We start from the raw sequence: 18,687 nt of genomic DNA, 5'->3' as shown, positions 1-18,687 counted from the left end.
TCTTCCTGGCCGGTGCAGATGGTGAAGGTCAGGGTGTCGATGAGGATGTCCGCCTCATGGATGCCCCAGTTGCCGGTCAGATCGGTGATCAGGCGCTCGGCGATGGCGACCTTGTGCTCGACGGTGCGGGCCTGGCCCTCCTCGTCGATGGTCAGCGCGATCAGCGCCGCCCCGTGCTCCTTGGCCAGCGCGGTCACCTTCGCGAACCGCGACTCGGGGCCGTCCCCGTCCTCGTAGTTGACGGAGTTGATGACCGCCCGCCCGCCCAGCTTCTCCAACCCCGCCTGCAGCACGGGCAGTTCGGTGGAGTCCAGCACGATGGGCAGCGTGGAGGCGGTCGCGAAGCGGCCCGCCAGCTCGGCCATGTCGGCCACCCCGTCCCGGCCCACATAGTCCACACACAGGTCCAGCATGTGCGCGCCCTCGCGGATCTGCTCGCGGGCCATCTCCACACAGTCGTCCCAGCGGCCCTCCAGCATCGCCTCCCGGAACTTCTTCGACCCATTCGCGTTCGTGCGCTCCCCGATCGCCATATAGGCGGTGTCCTGACGGAACGGCACCGTCTGATAGAGCGAGGCGGCACCCGGCTCCGGACGCGGATCACGCGCCGGCGCCTCAACACCGCGCACCCGCTCCACCACCTGACGCAGATGCTCCGGCGTCGTACCGCAGCAGCCACCCACCAGGGACAGGCCGTACTCGCGCACGAAACTCTCCTGCGCGTCGGCCAGCTCGGGTGCCGTCAGCGGGTAGTGGGCGCCGTCCTTGCCGAGGACCGGCAGGCCCGCGTTGGGCATGCAGGAGATCGGGACGCGGGAGTGGCGGGCGAGGTAGCGCAGGTGTTCGCTCATCTCGGCCGGGCCCGTGGCGCAGTTCAGGCCGATCATGTCGATGCCCAGCGGCTCCAGGGCGGTCAGCGCGGCGCCGATCTCCGAGCCGAGCAGCATGGTGCCGGTCGTCTCGACGGTGACCGAGCAGATCAGGGGGAGGTTCGCGCCGGTGGCGTCCATGGCGCGGCGGGCGCCGAGGATGGCGGCCTTGGTCTGCAGCAGGTCCTGGGTGGTCTCCACCAGGAGCGCGTCGGCGCCGCCGGTGATCATGCCTTCGGCGTTCGTCTGGTAGGCGTCGCGCAGGACGGTGTACGGGGCGTGGCCGAGGGTGGGCAGCTTGGTGCCGGGGCCCATGGAGCCGAGCACCCAGCGCTGCTGTCCGGTGGAGGCGGTGAACTCGTCGGCGACCTCGCGGGCGATGCGGACGCCCGCCTCGGACAGCTCGAAGTTGCGGTCGGCGATGTCGTACTCGCTCAGGGCCGCGTAGTTCGCGCCGAAGGTGTTGGTCTCCACGCAGTCCACGCCGACGGCGAAGTACTCCTCATGCACGGAGCGCACGATGTCGGGGCGGGTGACGTTCAGGATCTCGTTGCAGCCTTCGAGCTGCTGGAAGTCGTCGAGCGTGGGGTCCTGGGCCTGGAGCATGGTGCCCATCGCGCCGTCGGCCACCACCACGCGGGTGGCCAGGGCCTCGCGGAGGGCGTCGGCTCGGGTCCTGCTCTCGGACGAAACAGGCGTGGGCTGCGACGACGGGGTTGGCGACGAGGCCATGAAAGAGCTCCCTGGAGTGCGACGGCTGTCGGCTTTGCGCCTTCTGGTTGGAGGGCGCACTCGGTCAGGGTAGCCGGGACCAAGGTCCCTTTGGGAAGGAGTCCACGAGACGGACGGGCGGGGCGGGCTTGGCCGGTTCGGGGGCTTGACAGGGTGAGCGGGGGCAACACGTGCTGTCCGCGCATTAGCGAGAGGTCGACAACGACCGATAGTGTTCAGCATTGTCGAACGTCGAGTTGGTGCAAGGGGACGGAGGTCGGGGCTGCGATGGCACGCAACATCCAGTCGCTCGAAAGGGCCGCGGCGATGCTGCGGCTGCTCGCGGGCGGCGAGCGACGGCTCGGCCTCTCCGAGATCGCCTCCGCCCTCGACCTGGCCAAGGGTACGGCGCACGGCATTCTGCGCACCCTTCAGGCGGAGGGTTTCGTCGAGCAGGACTCCGCGTCGGGCCGCTATCAGCTGGGCGCCGAGCTGCTGCGCCTGGGCAACAGCTATCTGGACGTGCACGAGCTGCGGGCCCGCGCCCTGGTGTGGACGGACGACCTGGCCCGTTCCAGCGGTGAGAGCGTGCACCTCGGGGTGCTGCACCAGCAGGGCGTGCTCATCGTCCACCACGTCTTCCGGCCCGACGACAGCCGCCAGGTCCTGGAGGTGGGGGCCATGCAGCCGCTGCACTCCACGGCGCTGGGCAAGGTGCTCTCCGCGTACGACCCGGTCGCGCACAACGAAGCCGTCGAGGCGGAGCGCCAGACCTTCACCGTGCGCACGGTGGCCGACTCCGAGGGCTTCGAGAGCGTCCTTGATCTCACGCGCGCGCGTGGGTACGCGGCGGATATCGAGGAGACCTGGGAGGGCATCGCCTCCGTCGCCGCCCCCATTCACGACCGGCGGCGCATGCCGGTCGGCGCTGTCGGTGTCACCGGGGCCGTGGAGCGTGTCTGCAAGGACGGGGAGCTGCGTCCCGAGCTGATCGCGGCCGTGCGGGACTGCGCCCGCGCCGTGTCCAGGGACCTGGGCGCCGGGCGCTTCTGAGCCGCGCCGCACCCCTTCTGGCTGCGGAATCACCGATAACGCGAAACGATCAATAACGATCGTGTTTTCAATAACAGAACCCTTGACGGGCGAGTAACCCCGGGGTGAGACTCGCGTCCATCGGTCGGCATTGTCGAACACCTACCGGCATTACGCGCTAGAGTGTGACAAGGCCAAGGGCCGGCAACGACCTCACCTGAGGTCGCGGACCACCGGAGGGACCCGGGGTTCGCCTTCCCCTGGACGAAGGACAAAGGAGTCGCGGGTGTCCAGCTCCGACATCTTCATCGGCGAGACCATCGGTACCGCCGTGCTCATCCTGCTCGGCGGTGGCGTGTGTGCCGCCGTCACGCTCAAGCGCTCGAAGGCCAAGGACGCCGGCTGGCTCGCCATCACCTTCGGGTGGGGCTTCGCCGTACTGACCGGCGCCTACCTCGCGGGTGGCGTCTCCGGCGCCCACCTCAACCCGGCGGTCACGCTCGGCCTCGCCGTCGAGGGCGGCACCAAGTGGAGCGACGTACCGCTCTACCTGGGCTCGCAGCTGCTCGGCGCGATGATCGGCGCCTTCCTGGTGTGGGTCACCTACATGGGCCAGTTCAAGGCCCACCTGACCGACCCCGAGGTCCTGGCGGCGCAGCCGGTGGCAGAGGGCATGGTCGACCAGAAGGCCGCCCCGTCGGCGGGCCCGGTGCTCGGCGTCTTCTCGACAGGACCCGAGATCCGTAACTACGTCCAGAACGTGCTCACGGAGATCATCGCCACGGTCGTCCTGGTTCTCGCCATCCTGACGCAGGGCCTCAACGACGGCGGCAACGGCCTCGGCACCCTCGGCGCCCTGATCACCGCGCTCGTCGTGGTCGGCATCGGCCTCTCGCTCGGCGGCCCCACGGGCTACGCGATCAACCCGGTCCGTGACCTCGGCCCGCGCATAGTCCACGCCGTGCTCCCGCTGCCGAACAAGGGCAGCTCGGACTGGTCGTACGCCTGGGTGCCGATCGTCGGTCCGCTGATCGGCGGCGCCATCGCCGGCGGTCTCTACAACGTCGCGTTCAAGTAGACCCGCGACAGCGACCGATGACCGCCTGAGACGGATGACCGCCAAAGACGCTTGAGAGCCGTCAGAAAAGAATTCTGGAGCACACCGTGACCGACGCACACACCGCAGGCCCCTTCATCGCGGCCATCGACCAGGGCACCACGTCCAGCCGCTGCATCGTCTTCGACAAGGACGGCCGGATCGTCTCCGTCGACCAGAAGGAGCACGAGCAGATCTTCCCGAAGCCGGGCTGGGTCGAGCACGACGCGACCGAGATCTGGACCAACGTCCAGGAGGTCGTCGCCGGGGCCGTCGCCAAGGCCGGCATCACCCGCGACGACATCAAGGCGATCGGCATCACCAACCAGCGTGAGACCACGCTGCTGTGGGACAAGAACACCGGCGAGCCGGTCCACAACGCCATCGTCTGGCAGGACACCCGCACCGACGCGCTCTGCAGAGAGCTCGGGCGCAACGTCGGCAAGGACCGCTTCCGCCGCGAGACCGGCCTCCCGCTGGCCTCCTACTTCGCCGGGCCCAAGGCCCGCTGGCTGCTCGACAACGTCGAGGGCCTGCGCGAGCGCGCCGAGGCGGGCGACATCCTCTTCGGCACCATGGACTCCTGGGTCATCTGGAACCTGACCGGCGGAGTCGACGGCGGCAAGCACGTCACCGACGTCACCAACGCCTCCCGCACCATGCTGATGAACCTGCACAAGATGCAGTGGGACGAGCGCATCTGCGACTCCATCGGCGTCCCCCCGCAGATGCTCCCCGAGATCCGCTCCTCCGCCGAGGTCTACGGCGAGGTCACCGGCGGACAGCTCGGCGACCTGCTCGGCGGCATCCCCGTCGCCTCCGCGCTCGGCGACCAGCAGGCGGCCCTGTTCGGCCAGACCTGCTTCGACGAGGGCGAGGCGAAGTCCACGTACGGCACCGGCACCTTCATGCTGATGAACACCGGTGACAAGGCCATCAACTCCTACTCCGGGCTGCTGACCACGGTCGGCTACCAGATCGGCGACCAGAAGCCGGTCTACGCCCTGGAGGGCTCCATCGCCGTCACCGGTTCGCTGGTGCAGTGGATGCGGGACCAGATGGGCCTGATCAACTCCGCCGCCGAGATCGAGACGCTCGCGTCGTCGGTCGAGGACAACGGCGGCGCCTACTTCGTACCGGCCTTCTCCGGCCTGTTCGCCCCGTACTGGCGCTCCGACGCCCGCGGTGTGATCGCCGGTCTGACCCGGTACGTCACCAAGGCGCACATCGCGCGCGCCGTCCTGGAGGCCACGGCCTGGCAGACCCGTGAGATCACCGACGCCATGACGAAGGACTCCGGCGTCGAGCTCGCGGCCCTCAAGGTCGACGGCGGCATGACCTCCAACAACCTGCTGATGCAGACCCTCTCGGACTTCCTCGACGCGCCGGTGGTGCGCCCGATGGTGGCCGAGACGACCTGCCTCGGTGCCGCCTACGCCGCCGGTCTCGCCGTCGGCTTCTGGTCCTCGACCGACGAGCTGCGCGCCAACTGGCGGCGGGCCGCGGAGTGGACCCCCCACATGGACGCGGGCACCCGCGACCGTGAGTACAAGAGCTGGCTCAAGGCCGTCGAGCGGTCCATGGGTTGGCTCGATGAGAGTGGCGAGGAGTAAGACATGACCACCCTGCAGAGCGTCCCTGCCCTCGGGACGCATCCGGCTGCCGGTTCACGTGCTGCTTTTGGAGTGGCGAGCCGCGCCGAGACCCGGGAGCAGCTTTCCAAGGCGACGTACGACCTCCTGGTGATCGGCGGCGGAATTCTGGGCATCTCCACCGCCTGGCATGCCGCGCAGTCGGGACTGCGGGTGGCCCTGGTGGACGCCGGTGACTTCGCCGGCGCCACCTCCTCCGCCTCCTCCAAGCTGCTCCACGGCGGTCTGCGCTACCTGCAGACCGGTGCGGTGAAGCTGGTCGCGGAGAACCACTTCGAGCGTCGCGCGGTGTCCCGTCAGGTGGCCCCCCACCTGGCGAACCCGCTCACCTTCTACCTGCCCGTCTACAAGGGCGGCCCGCACGGCGCGGCCAAGCTGGGCGCGGGCGTGTTCGCGTACAGCGCGCTCTCCGCGTTCGGCGACGGCGTCGGCCACCTGCTCTCGCCGTCGAAGGCCGCGCAGGACGTGCCGGAGCTGCGCACGGACAACCTGAAGGCCGTCGCGGTCTACGGCGACGACCAGATGAACGACTCCCGCATGGCCCTCATGACGGTCCGCGCGGCCGTCGAGGCCGGTGCCGCCGTCCTCAACCACGCCGAGGTCACCGGGCTGCGCTTCACCAAGGGCCGGGTCACGGGCGCGGAGCTCAAGGACCGCATGAGCGGCGACGAGTTCGGCGTCAACGCGCGCCTCGTGCTGAACGCGACCGGGCCGTGGGTCGACCACCTGCGCAAGATGGAGAACCCGGACGCGGCGCCCTCCATCCGCCTCTCCAAGGGCGCGCACCTGGTCCTCAAGCGCACCGCCCCCTGGAAGGCCGCGCTGGCCACCCCGATCGACAAGTACCGCATCACGTTCGCCCTCCCCTGGGAGGACATGCTGCTGCTCGGCACCACGGACGAGGAGTTCGAGGGCGACCCGGCGGACGTCAAGGTCACGGAGGCGGACACCGCCCAGATCCTGGACGAGGCCGCGTTCTCCATCCGCGACCAGCAGCTGTCGCGCGACCTGATCACGTACTCCTTCGCGGGTCTGCGGGTGCTGCCCGGCGGTCCCGGCGACACGTCGAAGGCCAAGCGCGAGACGGTCGTCACCGAGGGCCGCGGCGGCATGCTGTCGGTGGCCGGCGGCAAGTGGACGACGTTCCGCCACATCGGTCGTACGGTGATGAAGAAGCTGGAGTCCCTGCCGGGGCACCCGCTCGGCGACGACTACGAGCCGATCTCCGAGCTGCCGAAGAAGCTGCCGCTGCCCGGCATCGCCAACCCGCGTGCCGTCGCCCACCGTCTCCTCGTGGACGGTCCGGCGCCCGGCCCGCGCATGGCCGCCGACACCGCCAAGCACCTGGCGACGCACTACGGCTCGCTCTCCTTCGACATCGCCCGGCTGGCGAACGACAACCCGGAGCTGGCCGAGCGCGTCCACCCGGACGCCCCGGAGATCTGGGCCCAGGTCGTCTACGCCCGTGACAACGAGTGGGCCGAGACGGCGGACGACGTGCTGCGCCGCCGGACGACGCTGACGATCCGCGGCCTGGCCACGGACGAGGTGCGCGGCAAGGTCGAGGACCTGCTGAAGAAGAAGGACTGACGGTTCATCGGCAGTAGGTACTGACGGTTCATCGACAGTGGGTAAGGGGCGGTCTCCCTGGAGGCCGCCCCTTACGCGTCCACGCACTGGGACACCCTGTGGCGGGCCGGGGACGGGAGCTACGATCCCGAGAACACCCGCCGACCTGCCCTGGAGTGACCATGACTCTCCTGACGACCTGGCCGGAGGCCGGGCCCGAGACCGTCGTCCGCCGTACGTCGGATCCGGCGGAGATCGCCGCCGCGCTCGCTCCGACAGGCGTGCGCTACGAGCAGTGGCCGGTGCGCGAGGACGTGCCGGCCGACGCCGACAGCGACACCGTCTTCGCCGCGTACCGCACGGAGATCGACAAGCTGAACGCCGAGGAAGGCTTCAGGACCGTCGACGTGGTGGCCCTGCACCCGCCGGCCGGCGACGACCCCGAGTGGCCGGGGAAGGCGCGGGCGGCCCGGCAGAAGTTCCTGGCCGAGCACACGCACGACGACGATGACGAGGTGCGTTTCTTCGTCGCGGGCGCCGGGATCTTCTACCTCCACGTGGGCGGTGAGGTGCACGCCGTGTACTGCGAGAAGGGCGACCTGCTCGGCGTGCCGCGCGGCACCACGCACTGGTTCGACATGGGCACCTCCCCCGCGTTCACGGCGATCCGCTTCTTCCACGAGGAGGACGGCTGGATCGGGAACTTCACCGGCAGCCCGATCGCGGACCGCTTCCCCGACTTCGACGAGATCCACGCGGGGTACGCCGCGTGACGGATCAGAACCTGCCCGGCGTGGACGCCGTCGTCCTCGACATCGAGGGCACCACCAGCGCCACCGGGTTCGTGGTGGACGTGCTGTACCCGTACGCGCGCGAGCGGTTCGGTGAACTGCTCGCCGCGCGGGGTGACGAGCCCGAGGTGGCGCGGGCCGTGGCACAGGTGCGGGCCGAGATCGGCGAGCCGGACGCCGACGCCGGGCGTGTGGAGGAGGTGCTCGGGGAGTGGGTCGACGCCGACCGCAAGGCGACGCCCCTGAAGACGCTCCAGGGCGTCCTGTGGGCGGAGGGCTTCGCGCGCGGCGAGCTCGTCTCGCACTTCTACCCGGACGTCATCGCGGTGCTGCGCCGCTGGCACGCGGACGGGGTGCGGCTGTATGTGTACTCGTCCGGTTCGGTGGCGGCGCAGCGGGCGTGGTTCGCGCACTCCGCGGAGGGCGATCTGCTGGGCCTGGTCAGCGGCCTGTACGACACCGAGAACGCGGGGCCGAAGCAGGAGGCGGACTCCTACCGTGCCATCGCGGCGTCGACCGGGTTCGCCCCGGGGCGGCTGCTCTTCCTCTCCGACCGGCCCGGCGAGCTGGACGCGGCGCGGGCCGCGGGCTGGCGGACGGTCGGTGTGCGCCGGGCCGGGGAGCCGTACGCCGACGCCGACTTCGGCGATCATCCGCAGGTTTCAGCCTTCTCCGGGATCAGTCCCCTTGCCGCCACTCCTGACGCTGGGAGCAGTTCATGACCGAGACCACCGCCGACGTCACCGCCGCGGACCTGGCGGAGGCCGGGGCCGTGCTGGCCGCGGAGGCGGCGCGGTTCGCCTCCTTCGGGTGGATGCGGGGGACGTCCGGGAACCTGTCCCTGGTCCTCTCCCGGGAACCGCTCCGGCTCGCCGTCACCGCGAGCGGGCGGGACAAGGGCGAACTCACGCCGTCGGACGTGGTGGTGACGGACGGCGAGGGTGCGGCTGTCGGGCCGGGGCGGCCCTCCGCCGAGGCCGCCCTCCACGCGCGCGTGGTGCGGCTCACCGGGGCGGGTGCCGTGGTGCACGTCCACACGGTGGCGTCGGTCCTCATGGGGCAGCGGGCCCCGCAGGGAATTCCCTTCGAGGGCCTGGAGATGCTGAAGGGGCTCGGGCATCCGACGCACGAGGTGTCGGTGACGCTGCCCGTGATCGCGAACAGCCAGGACATGACCGAGCTCGGGGACCGGCTGGAGGCGGCGCTCCAGCCGGGGATGCCCGCGGTGGTCGTCGCCGGGCACGGGATCTATGTGTGGGGCGCTGACCCGCGTGAGGCACGGCATCGGGCCGAGGTCGTGGAGTGGCTGCTGGAGTTGGCGGCGGCGCGGGGCTGAGCTACTGCCTCAGTGCGTGCTTCGGCCACTCCCCCGCCGCCACCTCCAGCACGCCCCGCTCCGTGACCAGCGCCGACACCAGTGACCCCGGTGTCACGTCGAACGCGGGATTGTGGCCGCGCGAGGCCGCCGGGGCCGTGCGGACACCCGCCCACTCCAGGACCTCGTCCTCGCTGCGGAGTTCGATGTGGATGTCGTCGCCCGTGGCCGTCGCGAGGTCCACCGTCGTGGTCGGCGCCGCCACCATGAAGGGGATGCCCGCGTGCGCGCACGCGAGGGCGATGCCGACCGTGCCGACCTTGTTGGCCGTGTCGCCGTTGGCCGCGACGCGGTCCGCGCCGACGATCGCCGCGTCAACCTCGCCGCGCAGGATCGTGCCCGCGGCCGCGCCGTCCGCCTGGACGTAGTGCGGGATGCCTTCCTGGGCGAGTTCCCAGGCCGTCAGACGGGCCCCCTGCAGGAGCGGGCGCGTCTCGTCGGCGTACACCGTTTCGAGCCGTCCCCTGGCGTGCAGTTCGCGGATGACGCCGAGCGCCGTGCCCCAGCCCGCCGTGGCGAGGGCGCCGGTGTTGCAGTGGGTGAGGATGCGCAGCGGCCGGTCGGCGGCGCCCGGCACCTGCTTCAGGAGCCAGTCGGCGCCGTGCGCGCCCATCGCGTGGTTGGCCGCGAGGTCCTCCTGGACGATCGCGTCGGCCTCGGCGAGCACCGCTGCCATCCCCTTGTCGATGCAGGGCCGCACGCGGTCCACGCACACCATGAGGTTCACCGCGGTGGGCCTGGCCTCCCGGACCCGGGCCACCTCGGCGTCGAGGCGTGGGCGGTCCCAGCCCTCGCGTTCGGCCTGCGCCATCGCCAGGGCGACGCCGTACGCGCCCGCGGCGCCGATCGCGGGGGCGCCGCGCACGACGAGCCGGACGATCGCGTCGACCAGGCCGTCGACCGTCGTGACGGCGAGGCGCTCCAGGGCGTGCGGGAGCGCCGTCTGGTCGATGAGGGAGAGGGCCGGGGCGGAGTCGCCCTCCGCCTCCGTCCACGTCACGGCGCGCAGGTCCTGGCTCTTCATGGGCTCAACTCCGAGGGAAAGGGGGCGATTCGGCCACGGGAGGAGGGGCGCCGTCACCGTACCTGACGTGCTCGAACCACATTCCGAGACGTTCGTGCGGCTGTCCGAAATCCGGTGTTACCCTCACCGCCACCCAGGACAGATCGATCCGATCCACGGTGCGAGGAGGACAGCCATGGCCGCGAAAGCCGGCGCGATGTGCGGCTGCCCCGCCGTGTCCTGCGGCCGCCGAACGCGCTGTCGCCGCATGTGCTGTCACCGCTGTTGTCGCTGAGCGGCACCGCTCCAGCACGTACGACTCTCCTGTCACCGCCCGGACCGTTCCCGGGCACCTCCACGAAGGCGATCCCATGTCCCTGCGTACGCGTACGTCCCTGAGGATCACCGCGGCCACCGTCGGTGCCGTCCTCCTCGCCACCGGCTGCAACGCCGCCGCCAAGGGCGGAGATCAGGGCAAGGGCGGCGGCAAGAGCTTCACGCTCGTCACGCCCGACCCCGTCGCCCAGAACGAGTTCCTCAAGCTCGCCGTCTCCGGGGTGAAGGCGGCGGCGAAGGCGCACGACGGCTCGCAGAAGGTCTTCCAGAGCAGCGACACCGACTCGCGGCAGCAGAACGTCGCCTCCGCCGTGGACTCGGCGCCCGACGTCGTCGCGCTGGTCGGCTTCGAGTTCGCGGACATCGTGGCGCAGCAGGCCGAGGCCCACCCGAAGCAGCAGTTCCTGCTTGTCGACGCGTGCACGAAGAAGACGTACGACAACGTCACCTGTGCCGTCTTCCGCGAGCACGAGGCCGTCTTCCTCGCCGGTGCCGAGGCCGGTCTGCTGACGAAGAGCAAGAAGGTCGGCGCCGTCGACGTGCTCGACACCCCGCAGTTCCGGCGGTACAGCGAGCCCTTCGCGGCGGGCGCGAGGAAGGTGCGGGCGGGCGTCGGTTCGCGGACGCTGTTCGTCGGCGGGCAGTCGCCGTTCAACGACGCGGCGCGCGCCAAGGACCAGGCGGCGACGCTCGCCTCGGGCGGCGTCGACCAGGTGATGGCGGCCGCGGCCGCGGGCAACACGGGCGTCTTCCAGGCGGCGCGGGACAAGGGGTTCGAGGCATACGGCGTGGACGCCAACCAGTGCCTGACCAGCCCCGGTGTCGTCGTCGACAACGTGCTCAAGAAGACCGATGTCGCCGTGGAGAAGGGCATCGGCCAGATCCTCGACGGCAAGGGCGGCACCACCGTGTCGTACGGCCTCAAGGAGGGCGGCATGTCGCTGACCGGCCTGGAGCCGGGGCTCGCCGCCTCCAAGTGCCTGATCGCGGAGCCCGCCAACAGCGACGTGCTGAAGCGCGTCGAGAAGCTGCGCGACGACATCGCCGCCGGGAAGCTGACCGTCGATGACCCCGCCGCCTGACGCGCCGCCCGAGGGCGCCGGCGCCCCGTTCGCCGTCGAACTGCGGGGCATCACCAAGGAGTTCCCGGGCACGCTCGCCAACGACCGCGTCGACCTGACCGTGCGGCGCGGCGAGATCCACGCCCTGATGGGTGAGAACGGCGCGGGCAAGTCGACGCTGATGTCCGTCCTGTACGGGCTGTCGCGTCCGGACGCCGGGCAGATCCTGCTCGACGGGCGCGAGGTGTCCTTCGCGAGCCCGAGCGAGGCGATCGCCGCGGGCCTGGGGATGGTGCACCAGAGCTTCAAGCTGTTCCCCTCCTTCACGGTCGCCGAGAACGTCGTGTACGCCGCCGAACCGCGGCGTTTCGGCCTCGTGGACCGGGCGGACGCGGTCCGGCAGGTGGGTGCGCTCGCCGTGGAGCACGGGCTCGCCGTCGACCCGGCGGCGAAGGTCGGCGACCTGCCGGTGGGCGTGCGCCAGCGCGTGGAGATCCTCAAGCTCCTCCACCGCGGCGCCCGCACCCTCATCCTCGACGAGCCGACCGCCGTCCTGACGCCCGCGGAGGCGGACGCGCTGTTCGGTGTGCTCCGCTCCCTCGCGGACGAGGGCCGCACGGTTCTCCTTGTCACGCACAAGCTGCGTGAGGTCATGGAGGGCAGCGACGCGGTGACGGTGCTGCGCGACGGGCGGGTCGCGGCGCGCCTGCGGACGAGCGAGACGAGCGCGGACGGCATCGCGGCGGCCATGACGGGGCGCGCGGTGGAGCTGGACCGGGTGCATCCGGCGGGCTCGCCGGGCGGCACGGTCCTCGCCGTGGACGGTCTGACGGCGGACGGCGTGCGCGACGTGTCGCTCACCGTCCGCGCCGGGGAGATCGTCGGCATCGCGGGCGTCGCGGGCAACGGCCAGTCCCAACTGGTCGAGGCCGTCACGGGGTTGCGGCCGGCCCTGGCGGGCCGTGTCACGCTCGCCGGGCACGACGTCACGCACGCGTCGGCCGCGGAGCGCCGTGCGGCGGGGCTCGCGTACGTTCCCGAGGACCGCGCGGCGGTCGGCACGGCGCCGGCCGCGACGGTCGCGGAGAACCTCGCCATGGGCCACCACCGGGGGCACGGCCTGCTGCGCCCCGCCCTGCTCCGTGAGCACGCGCGCGTGCTCGTCGAACGGTTCGGCATCAAGGCGGCGTCGCCGGGGCACGCGGCGGGCTCGCTCTCCGGCGGCAATCTGCAGAAGCTCGTCATCGGGCGCGAACTTGCCCACGAATCCCCGCTGTTGATCGTGGAGCAGCCCACCCGGGGTGTGGACATCGGCGCCGTCCAGACCATCCACGACCACCTGGTCGCGCACCGCGACGCGGGCCACGCGATCCTCCTCGTCTCCGCCGAGCTCAGCGAGATCCGCGGCCTCGCGGACCGGGTCCTCGTGATGTACGAGGGCGGGATCGCGGCGGAGTTCACCCGCGAGGAGGCGGACGAGCGGCGCCTGGGCCTCGCGATGGCGGGCGGCGCGCCGACGGAACCGCCCGCCTCCCCTGCCGGGGCACCCGCCCCGACGGGTTCGCCCGACTCCCCTGGTGAGGCACCCGCCTCGCCCGCGCCCGCGCCCCCCGCTCCCCTCAAGGAGGCCCCCTGACATGGCCGTCGAGAGCCTCTCCCCGGGGCGCTCCGTCGCGGGGCGTGCCCTGCGCTCCCCCGCCCTGCACTCCGTCGTCGCCGCCGTCCTCGTCGGGGCGCTCTTCCTCGTCGGGACCGGGGCCGATCCGTTGGGGGCGTACGAGTCCGTCGTCAGCGGCTCGCTCGGGCCCGACGGGATCGGGTCGACGCTGACGACCGGGACCAGCATCCTCGGCCTCGCCGTCGCGCTGGCCGTGCCGATGCGGGCGGGCCTGCTGAACCTGGGCGGCGACGGGCAGCTGGTGCTGGGCGGGATCGCCGCCGCGGCCACCGGTCTCCACGTCCCGCTGCCCGCGCCGCTGGCCGTGGTCGCCGCGCTGCTCGCCGGCATGCTGGCGGGCGCCGGCTACGCCGCGCTCGCCGCGCTCTGCCAGAACCGGTTCGGCGTGCCGCTGCTGGTGAGCAGTCTGCTGCTCAGCTATCCGGCGATGTCGTTCGCCTCGTACCTGGCGCGTTTCCCGCTCAAGGAGGAGGGGTCGAGCCTGCCGCAGACCCGGCGGCTGCCGGAGGGTGTGCAGCTGCCGGCCTTCGGTTCGTCGACGGTCACGGTGGGGCTCGTGCTCGTCGTGGTCGCCGCGGGTGTCTTCGTCTTCATGGACGCCCGCACGGCCACCGGGTACGAGATCCGCATGACGGGCCTCAACCCGCGCTTCGCGGCGTACGCGGGCGTCGACGGTCCCCGTCTCACGCTGCGGCTCATGGCGGTGTCCGGAGCCGTCGCCGGGCTCGTCGGCGCGATCGGTGTGCTCAGCTTCCCGTACCGCTTCATCGACGGTTCGCTGACCGCCGGCGGGCACACTTGGACCGGTCTGACGGCCGCGCTCCTCGCCTCGGCGGCGCCGGTGGGGACCGCGGTCGCCGCGCTGTTCTTCGCGGCGCTCGACGTCGGCGGTCTCGCCATGGAGCGGGCCACGGAGGTGCCGCGCGAGCTGACGCAGGTGCTCCAGGCCGTCGTCATCGTCTTCCTGGCCGCGCGGTTCCGGTTCACCTGGCGGCGTGCGCGGCGCACCGAGAACGCCAAGCACATCGAGCACGCCGAGAACACCGAGCACGCCGAGAACAAGGGGCAGGTCTGATGTCCGTCGACTCCGCGCTGTTTCACTCGGCGCTCCTCGCGCTCACCCCGATCCTGCTCGCCGCGCTCGGCGGCGCGATCTGTGAACGCGCGGGCGTGTTCAACATCGGGCTCGAAGGCATGATGCTGATCGGCTGCTTCAGCGCGGTCGCGGGCAGCTGGTTCACGGGCAGCGCCTGGCTCGGTGTCCTGTTCGCGGCCTTCTCCTCCGCCGCGTACGCGATGATCCTCGCCGTGGGGACCATCAGTCTGCGGGGCGACGCCGTCGTGCTCGGTGTCGCGCTCAACCTGCTCGCGGTCGGCCTGACCGGTTTTCTGCTGCGGACCGTCTTCGGCGTGCAGGGCACGTTCTCCGACCCGGACCTGGCGGGGCTCGGCACCGTCGACCTTGCCTTCCTCGGTCCCGTCCTGTCCGGGCACTCGCCTCTCGTGTACGTGTCGTGGGCGGCCGTCGCCGTCGCCGCCGTGTTCCTCGCGCGCCATCCGTGGGGGTTGCGGCTGCGCGGGGTCGGTGAGGCGCCGGACGCGGCGGCGACGCTGGGGGTGAGTCCGGCGAAGTACCAGTACGCCGCCGTCCTCACCGGAGGGCTGCTCTGCGGCCTCGCCGGGGCTCAACTCGCCCTCGGCAACGTCACGTTGTTCTCGGAGAACATGACGGCGGGGCGCGGCTGGATCGCCGTCGTCGCCGTGATGCTGGGCCGGGCGCTGCCCCTCGGGGTGTTGCTCGCCGGGTTGCTCTTCGGGGTCGCGGAGGCGGTCGGGTTCCGGCTGCAGGGCAACGGTCTTCCGCCGCAGGCCACCGACGCCGCCCCCTACGTGGTGACCCTGGTCGCCCTCTTCCTTTCCACGGCACGCCGCAGGCGCCGCAAGCAACCCGAGTCCCTCCTAGGAGCATCCTCATGACGTCGTTCATCGACGCACTGCCCGTCACCCGTGTGCCCCGTGCCGGCCTGCCCGCGCAGGCGGTCGTCGTCGGCGACCCGGGCCGCGCGGCCGCCGTCGCCGACCTCCTGTCCGACGCGAAGGAGGTGTCGTACCACCGCGAGTACCGCACCTTCACCGGTTCCTGGCAGGGCACTCCGGTGGTCGTCGCCTCGCACGGCGTGGGGGCGCCCGGCGCGATCCTCCTCTTCCAGGAGCTCGCCGAGGCGGGTGTCACGACGATTCTGCGGCTCGGCACGGCGGGCGCGATCCGTCCCGGCATCCGCGACGGCGACCTGGTGATCGCGGACGCGGCGGTGCGGGACGACGGGGTGACCCAGCAGCTGATTCCCGCCGAGTACCCGGCGTTCTCCGCGCCGGAGGCGGTCATCGCCCTGCAGCGTGCGGCGCGGGCGGCCGGTGCGCCGCACCACCGGGGCGTGGTGTGGACGCGGGCCGCGTTCCAGCCGGGGTTCCTGCCGCTGCCCGGCGAGGCGTACGCGGCGGCCGGGATCGCCGCCATCGAGATGGAGCTCTCCGCGCTCCTCGTCTTCGCCTCGACGCACGGCCTGACCGCGGGCGGCGCGCTGGTCGTGGACGGCGCGAACGCCGACGAACTGGTCGACGAGGAGGCGCCCTTCTCGACCGGGGCCTACGACCCGCACCGCGACGTGGTCGCCGACGGGGTCGCCCGGGGCGCCCGGATAACCTTGGACGCGCTGCGCCTGCTGGCCACGGCCGAACACTGAACCACGGAGAACGGAACCGATGCACCCCACTGATCTGCCGGCCCAGGACCGCGGCGGCTCCATAGACCTGCTGGTGCACGGCGGCGACGTGCTGACCGTCGACGCGGCGGGCACCCTCGTGACGGACGGCGCGGTCGCCGTGCGCGGCGGCCGCATCGTGGAGGTCGGCCCCGCCGACCGGCTGCGCGCCGCGTACGAGGCGGCCGAGGAGATCGACGCGCGCGGCTGCCTCGTCCTGCCCGGCCTCGTCAACACGCACACCCATCTCGCGATGACGCTGCTGCGCGGCATAGCCGACGACGTCACGCTCCAGGGTTTCCTCGCCCGGGTGATTCCCCGTGAGGCCGAGCTGCTCTCGCCGGACACGGTGACAGCGGGGATCCGCGGCGCCATCGCCGAGTCCGTGCGCGGCGGCGTCACCACCGCGCTCGACATGTACTGGTTCCACGAGGCCGCCGCGGACGCGGCCCGCGACGCCGGGTGGCGGCTGCTCACCGGGCCGACGTTCATGGACGTGCCGGAGCCGCCCGACGGCCGTCCCTACGGTGAACGGCTCGGCTGGGCGGCCGCGCACCTCAAGGCGCACACCCCGGCGCCGGGCACCCGCCCGGTCGTCTTCGCGCACTCCGCGTACACCCTGAACCCGGAGCAGCTCACGGCGATCGCGGCGCTCGCGCGGGAGCACGGCGCGCTGCTGCACCTGCACGCCGCGGAGAACGCGGGCGAGGTGGCGACCGTCGCCGAGCAGCACGGCATGCGCCCGGTGGAGCTGCTGGACTCGCTGGGCGTGCTCGGCCCCGACACGCTGCTCGCGCACGCCGTCGACCTGACCGACGCGGAGATCGCGACACTGGCCCGCACGGGCACGGGCGTCGCGCACTGCCCGGTGTCGAACCTGAAGCTGGGCTGCGGCATCGCGCGCGTGCCCGAGCTGCTCGCCGCGGGCGTCACGGTGGGCCTCGGCACCGACGGCGCCGTGAGCTCCAACACGCTGGACCTGCTCGGCGCGGTGAACGTCGCCGCGCTCGTGCACAAGGCGGGCGGCGACCCGACGGCGGTCGGCGCCGAGCAGGCCGTGCGGATGGCGACCGTCGAGTCGGCGCGGGCGCTGGGCCTCGGCGACCAGCTGGGTTCGCTGGAGGCCGGCAAGCGCGCGGACCTGATCGTCCTCGACCTGGAGCGGCCGCACCTCACGCCCCGGCACGACCCGTGGTCGATGCTGGCGTACGCGGCGTCGGCCTCCGACGTGCGGGACACTGTGGTGGAGGGGCGCGTCCTGATGCGCGACCGCGACCTGCTCACCCTCGACGAGCCGGCCGTCCTGCGGGCCCTGCGGGACGCGGCGACAACCTCCGAAGTGGCACCTTCCGTATGACGTTCGAACCCACCCGTGGCTTCACCGGCCGCGCCCGCGCCGCCGACCGGGACCCGCGGCTGCCCCCGGGGCAGTACGACGCGGGCGACGGCTGGCCCGTCCTGTCCGCCGAGGTCACTCCGCGCCTCGCCGCCGCCGACTGGACGTTCCGCGTCGACGGCCTGGTCGCGGCCCCGCGCACCTGGACCTGGGACGAGGCGCACGCCCTGCCCGCCTCCGAGTACCGGGGCGACATCCACTGCGTGACGAGCTGGTCCAAGTTCGGCGTGCGCTTCGGCGGCGTGAGCCTGGACACGTTCCTGGCCGCGGCCCGCCCGCTCCCCGCCGCATCGCACGTCATCGCGTACTCCCACACCGGCTACACCACGAACCTGCCGCTGGCCGACGTGACCGGCGGCCGGGCGTGGATCGTCTGGGAGTACGGCGACGAGCCGCTGCCCGCCGAGCACGGCGGCCCCGCCCGCCTGATCGTCCCCCACCTCTACTTCTGGAAGAGCGCCAAGTGGGTCGCGGGGCTGCGGCTCTCCGACCGCGACGAGCCGGGCTTCTGGGAGCAGAACGGCTACCACCACCGGGGCGACCCGTGGGCCGAGGAGCGTTACGCCGGTGACTGACTCTCCCTCTTCCACCGACTCTCCCTCTTCCGGGGAGCGCTTCGTGCCGCCCACGGCGTTCGCCGTGCCCGGCCGCATCGCGGTGAGCAATCGCTCCGCCGCCCTGTGGCAGCGCGCGACCGTCGTGGAGATCCGCCGGGAGACCCCGGCCGCTTCGACGTTCCGCCTGAAGGTGCCCGAGTGGCAGGGGCACCTGCCGGGCCAGCACCTGATGCTGCGGCTCACCGCCGAGGACGGCTACGTCGCCCAGCGGCACTACTCGATCGCCTCCGCGCCCGACGGCAGCGGCGAGATCGAGCTGACCCTCGACCACGTCCTGGACGGCGAGGTGTCGGGGCATCTGCACACCGTGGCGCGGGTCGGCGACACGGTGGAGGTGCGCGGGCCGCTGTCCGGCTTCTTCGCCTGGCCGGGCGACCGTCCGGCGCTGCTGCTCGGGGCCGGCTCGGGCGTGGTGCCGCTGATGTCGATGGTCCGCCACCACCGCCTCGCGGGGCTCGACGTGCCGCTGCGGCTGATCGTCTCGGCACGCACGCCGGAGGACCTGATCTACGCGAACGAGTACGGCGACGAGACCACCGTCGTCCTGACCCGCTCCGAAGGCCGCCTGAACGCGACCCACCTGGCGCCGTTCCTGACCGGTCCGGGGCGGCCCGAGGGCGGCTGGGAGGCATACATCTGCGGCTCCAACGGTTTCGCCGAACACGCTTCGCGGCTGCTGGTGGACGGCGGCCAGCCGGTGGACCGGATCCGGATCGAACGCTTCGGCTGACCTGAGCGC

General features: G+C 72.0%; 17 protein-coding genes. 15 read left to right on the top strand and 2 right to left on the bottom strand.

The genetic code is table 11. The features are described 5' to 3' along the window. A partial coding sequence (locus tag AB0H82_RS12120) for a homocysteine S-methyltransferase family protein (protein ID WP_362991520.1) occupies positions 1-1,601 on the bottom strand: 1,601 nt, incomplete at its 3' end. Positions 1,602-1,868: 267 nt separating this feature from the next. Here AB0H82_RS12120 and AB0H82_RS12115 point away from each other — a divergent pair. The 7 genes from AB0H82_RS12115 to mtnB all read left to right on the top strand — a co-directional run bounded on the left by AB0H82_RS12115 (position 1,869) and on the right by mtnB (position 9,056). Further along, entirely contained in the window at positions 1,869-2,633 is a 765-nt protein-coding gene (locus AB0H82_RS12115; protein ID WP_362991518.1) for an IclR family transcriptional regulator, read from the top strand. A gap of 265 nt (positions 2,634-2,898) precedes the next feature. Beyond that, positions 2,899-3,690 (top strand): MIP/aquaporin family protein, encoded by a 792-nt coding sequence (locus AB0H82_RS12110; protein WP_362991516.1) that lies wholly within the window; start codon positions 2,899-2,901, stop codon positions 3,688-3,690. Between the two features lie 86 nt (positions 3,691-3,776). Next, a complete protein-coding gene (gene glpK, locus AB0H82_RS12105; RefSeq protein WP_362991514.1) occupies positions 3,777-5,321 on the top strand; it encodes a glycerol kinase GlpK in 1,545 nt (514 codons plus the stop codon). A gap of 3 nt (positions 5,322-5,324) precedes the next feature. Next, positions 5,325-6,950: a glycerol-3-phosphate dehydrogenase/oxidase gene (locus AB0H82_RS12100; protein WP_362991512.1), complete on the top strand. Its 1,626-nt coding sequence runs from the start codon at positions 5,325-5,327 to the stop codon at positions 6,948-6,950. A gap of 161 nt (positions 6,951-7,111) precedes the next feature. Then, the gene (locus AB0H82_RS12095; protein ID WP_362991510.1) at positions 7,112-7,702 is read left to right on the top strand and encodes a cupin; all 591 of its coding nucleotides are present in this window, start codon (positions 7,112-7,114) and stop codon (positions 7,700-7,702) included. Beyond that, positions 7,699-8,442, top strand: coding sequence for an acireductone synthase (gene mtnC / locus AB0H82_RS12090; protein ID WP_362991508.1), 744 nt, complete (start codon positions 7,699-7,701; stop codon positions 8,440-8,442). Before AB0H82_RS12095 ends, mtnC begins: the two co-directional genes overlap by 4 nt. Continuing rightward, positions 8,439-9,056, top strand: a complete 618-nt coding sequence (gene mtnB, locus AB0H82_RS12085; RefSeq protein WP_362991506.1) for a methylthioribulose 1-phosphate dehydratase — start codon at positions 8,439-8,441, stop codon at positions 9,054-9,056. The genes mtnC and mtnB overlap by 4 nt, the downstream gene beginning before the upstream one ends. Position 9,057: 1 nt before the next feature. On the opposite strand, the gene mtnA is transcribed toward mtnB, so the two are convergent. Beyond that, positions 9,058-10,119 carry an S-methyl-5-thioribose-1-phosphate isomerase gene (mtnA, locus tag AB0H82_RS12080; protein WP_362991504.1) on the bottom strand — a complete coding sequence of 354 codons (1,062 nt, stop codon included), beginning with the start codon at positions 10,117-10,119 and terminating at the stop codon, positions 9,058-9,060. 350 nt (positions 10,120-10,469) lie between these two features. Between mtnA and AB0H82_RS12075 the strand changes: the two genes are divergently transcribed. The 8 genes from AB0H82_RS12075 to AB0H82_RS12040 are packed head-to-tail and all read left to right on the top strand — an operon-like array spanning position 10,470 to position 18,678. After that, positions 10,470-11,516: a BMP family ABC transporter substrate-binding protein gene (locus AB0H82_RS12075; RefSeq protein ID WP_362991502.1), complete on the top strand. Its 1,047-nt coding sequence runs from the start codon at positions 10,470-10,472 to the stop codon at positions 11,514-11,516. After that, positions 11,500-13,131, top strand: a complete 1,632-nt coding sequence (locus tag AB0H82_RS12070; RefSeq protein WP_362991500.1) for an ABC transporter ATP-binding protein — start codon at positions 11,500-11,502, stop codon at positions 13,129-13,131. The genes AB0H82_RS12075 and AB0H82_RS12070 overlap by 17 nt, the downstream gene beginning before the upstream one ends. A gap of 1 nt (position 13,132) precedes the next feature. After that, entirely contained in the window at positions 13,133-14,248 is a 1,116-nt protein-coding gene (locus AB0H82_RS12065; protein ID WP_362991498.1) for an ABC transporter permease, read from the top strand. Beyond that, complete coding sequence (locus AB0H82_RS12060) at positions 14,248-15,150, top strand: ABC transporter permease (RefSeq protein ID WP_362991496.1); 903 nt, start codon at positions 14,248-14,250, stop codon at positions 15,148-15,150. The genes AB0H82_RS12065 and AB0H82_RS12060 overlap by 1 nt, the downstream gene beginning before the upstream one ends. Then, the gene (locus AB0H82_RS12055) at positions 15,147-15,917 is read left to right on the top strand and encodes a purine-nucleoside phosphorylase (RefSeq protein ID WP_362991494.1); all 771 of its coding nucleotides are present in this window, start codon (positions 15,147-15,149) and stop codon (positions 15,915-15,917) included. The genes AB0H82_RS12060 and AB0H82_RS12055 overlap by 4 nt, the downstream gene beginning before the upstream one ends. Before the next feature lie 19 nt (positions 15,918-15,936). Continuing rightward, on the top strand, positions 15,937-17,292 hold the full coding sequence (locus AB0H82_RS12050) for an amidohydrolase (RefSeq protein WP_362991492.1): 1,356 nt from the start codon (positions 15,937-15,939) through the stop codon (positions 17,290-17,292). Further along, complete coding sequence (locus AB0H82_RS12045; protein WP_362991490.1) at positions 17,289-17,906, top strand: sulfite oxidase-like oxidoreductase; 618 nt, start codon at positions 17,289-17,291, stop codon at positions 17,904-17,906. The genes AB0H82_RS12050 and AB0H82_RS12045 overlap by 4 nt, the downstream gene beginning before the upstream one ends. Next, positions 17,899-18,678, top strand: a complete 780-nt coding sequence (locus tag AB0H82_RS12040) for a ferredoxin reductase (protein ID WP_362991488.1) — start codon at positions 17,899-17,901, stop codon at positions 18,676-18,678. Before AB0H82_RS12045 ends, AB0H82_RS12040 begins: the two co-directional genes overlap by 8 nt. Positions 18,679-18,687: the final 9 nt, after the last annotated feature.

Source organism: Streptomyces sp. NPDC050732 (genome assembly GCF_040654255.1).
Taxonomy (GTDB): Bacteria; Actinomycetota; Actinomycetes; order Streptomycetales; family Streptomycetaceae; genus Streptomyces.
This window is presented reverse-complemented; position numbering and strand designations above follow the sequence as displayed.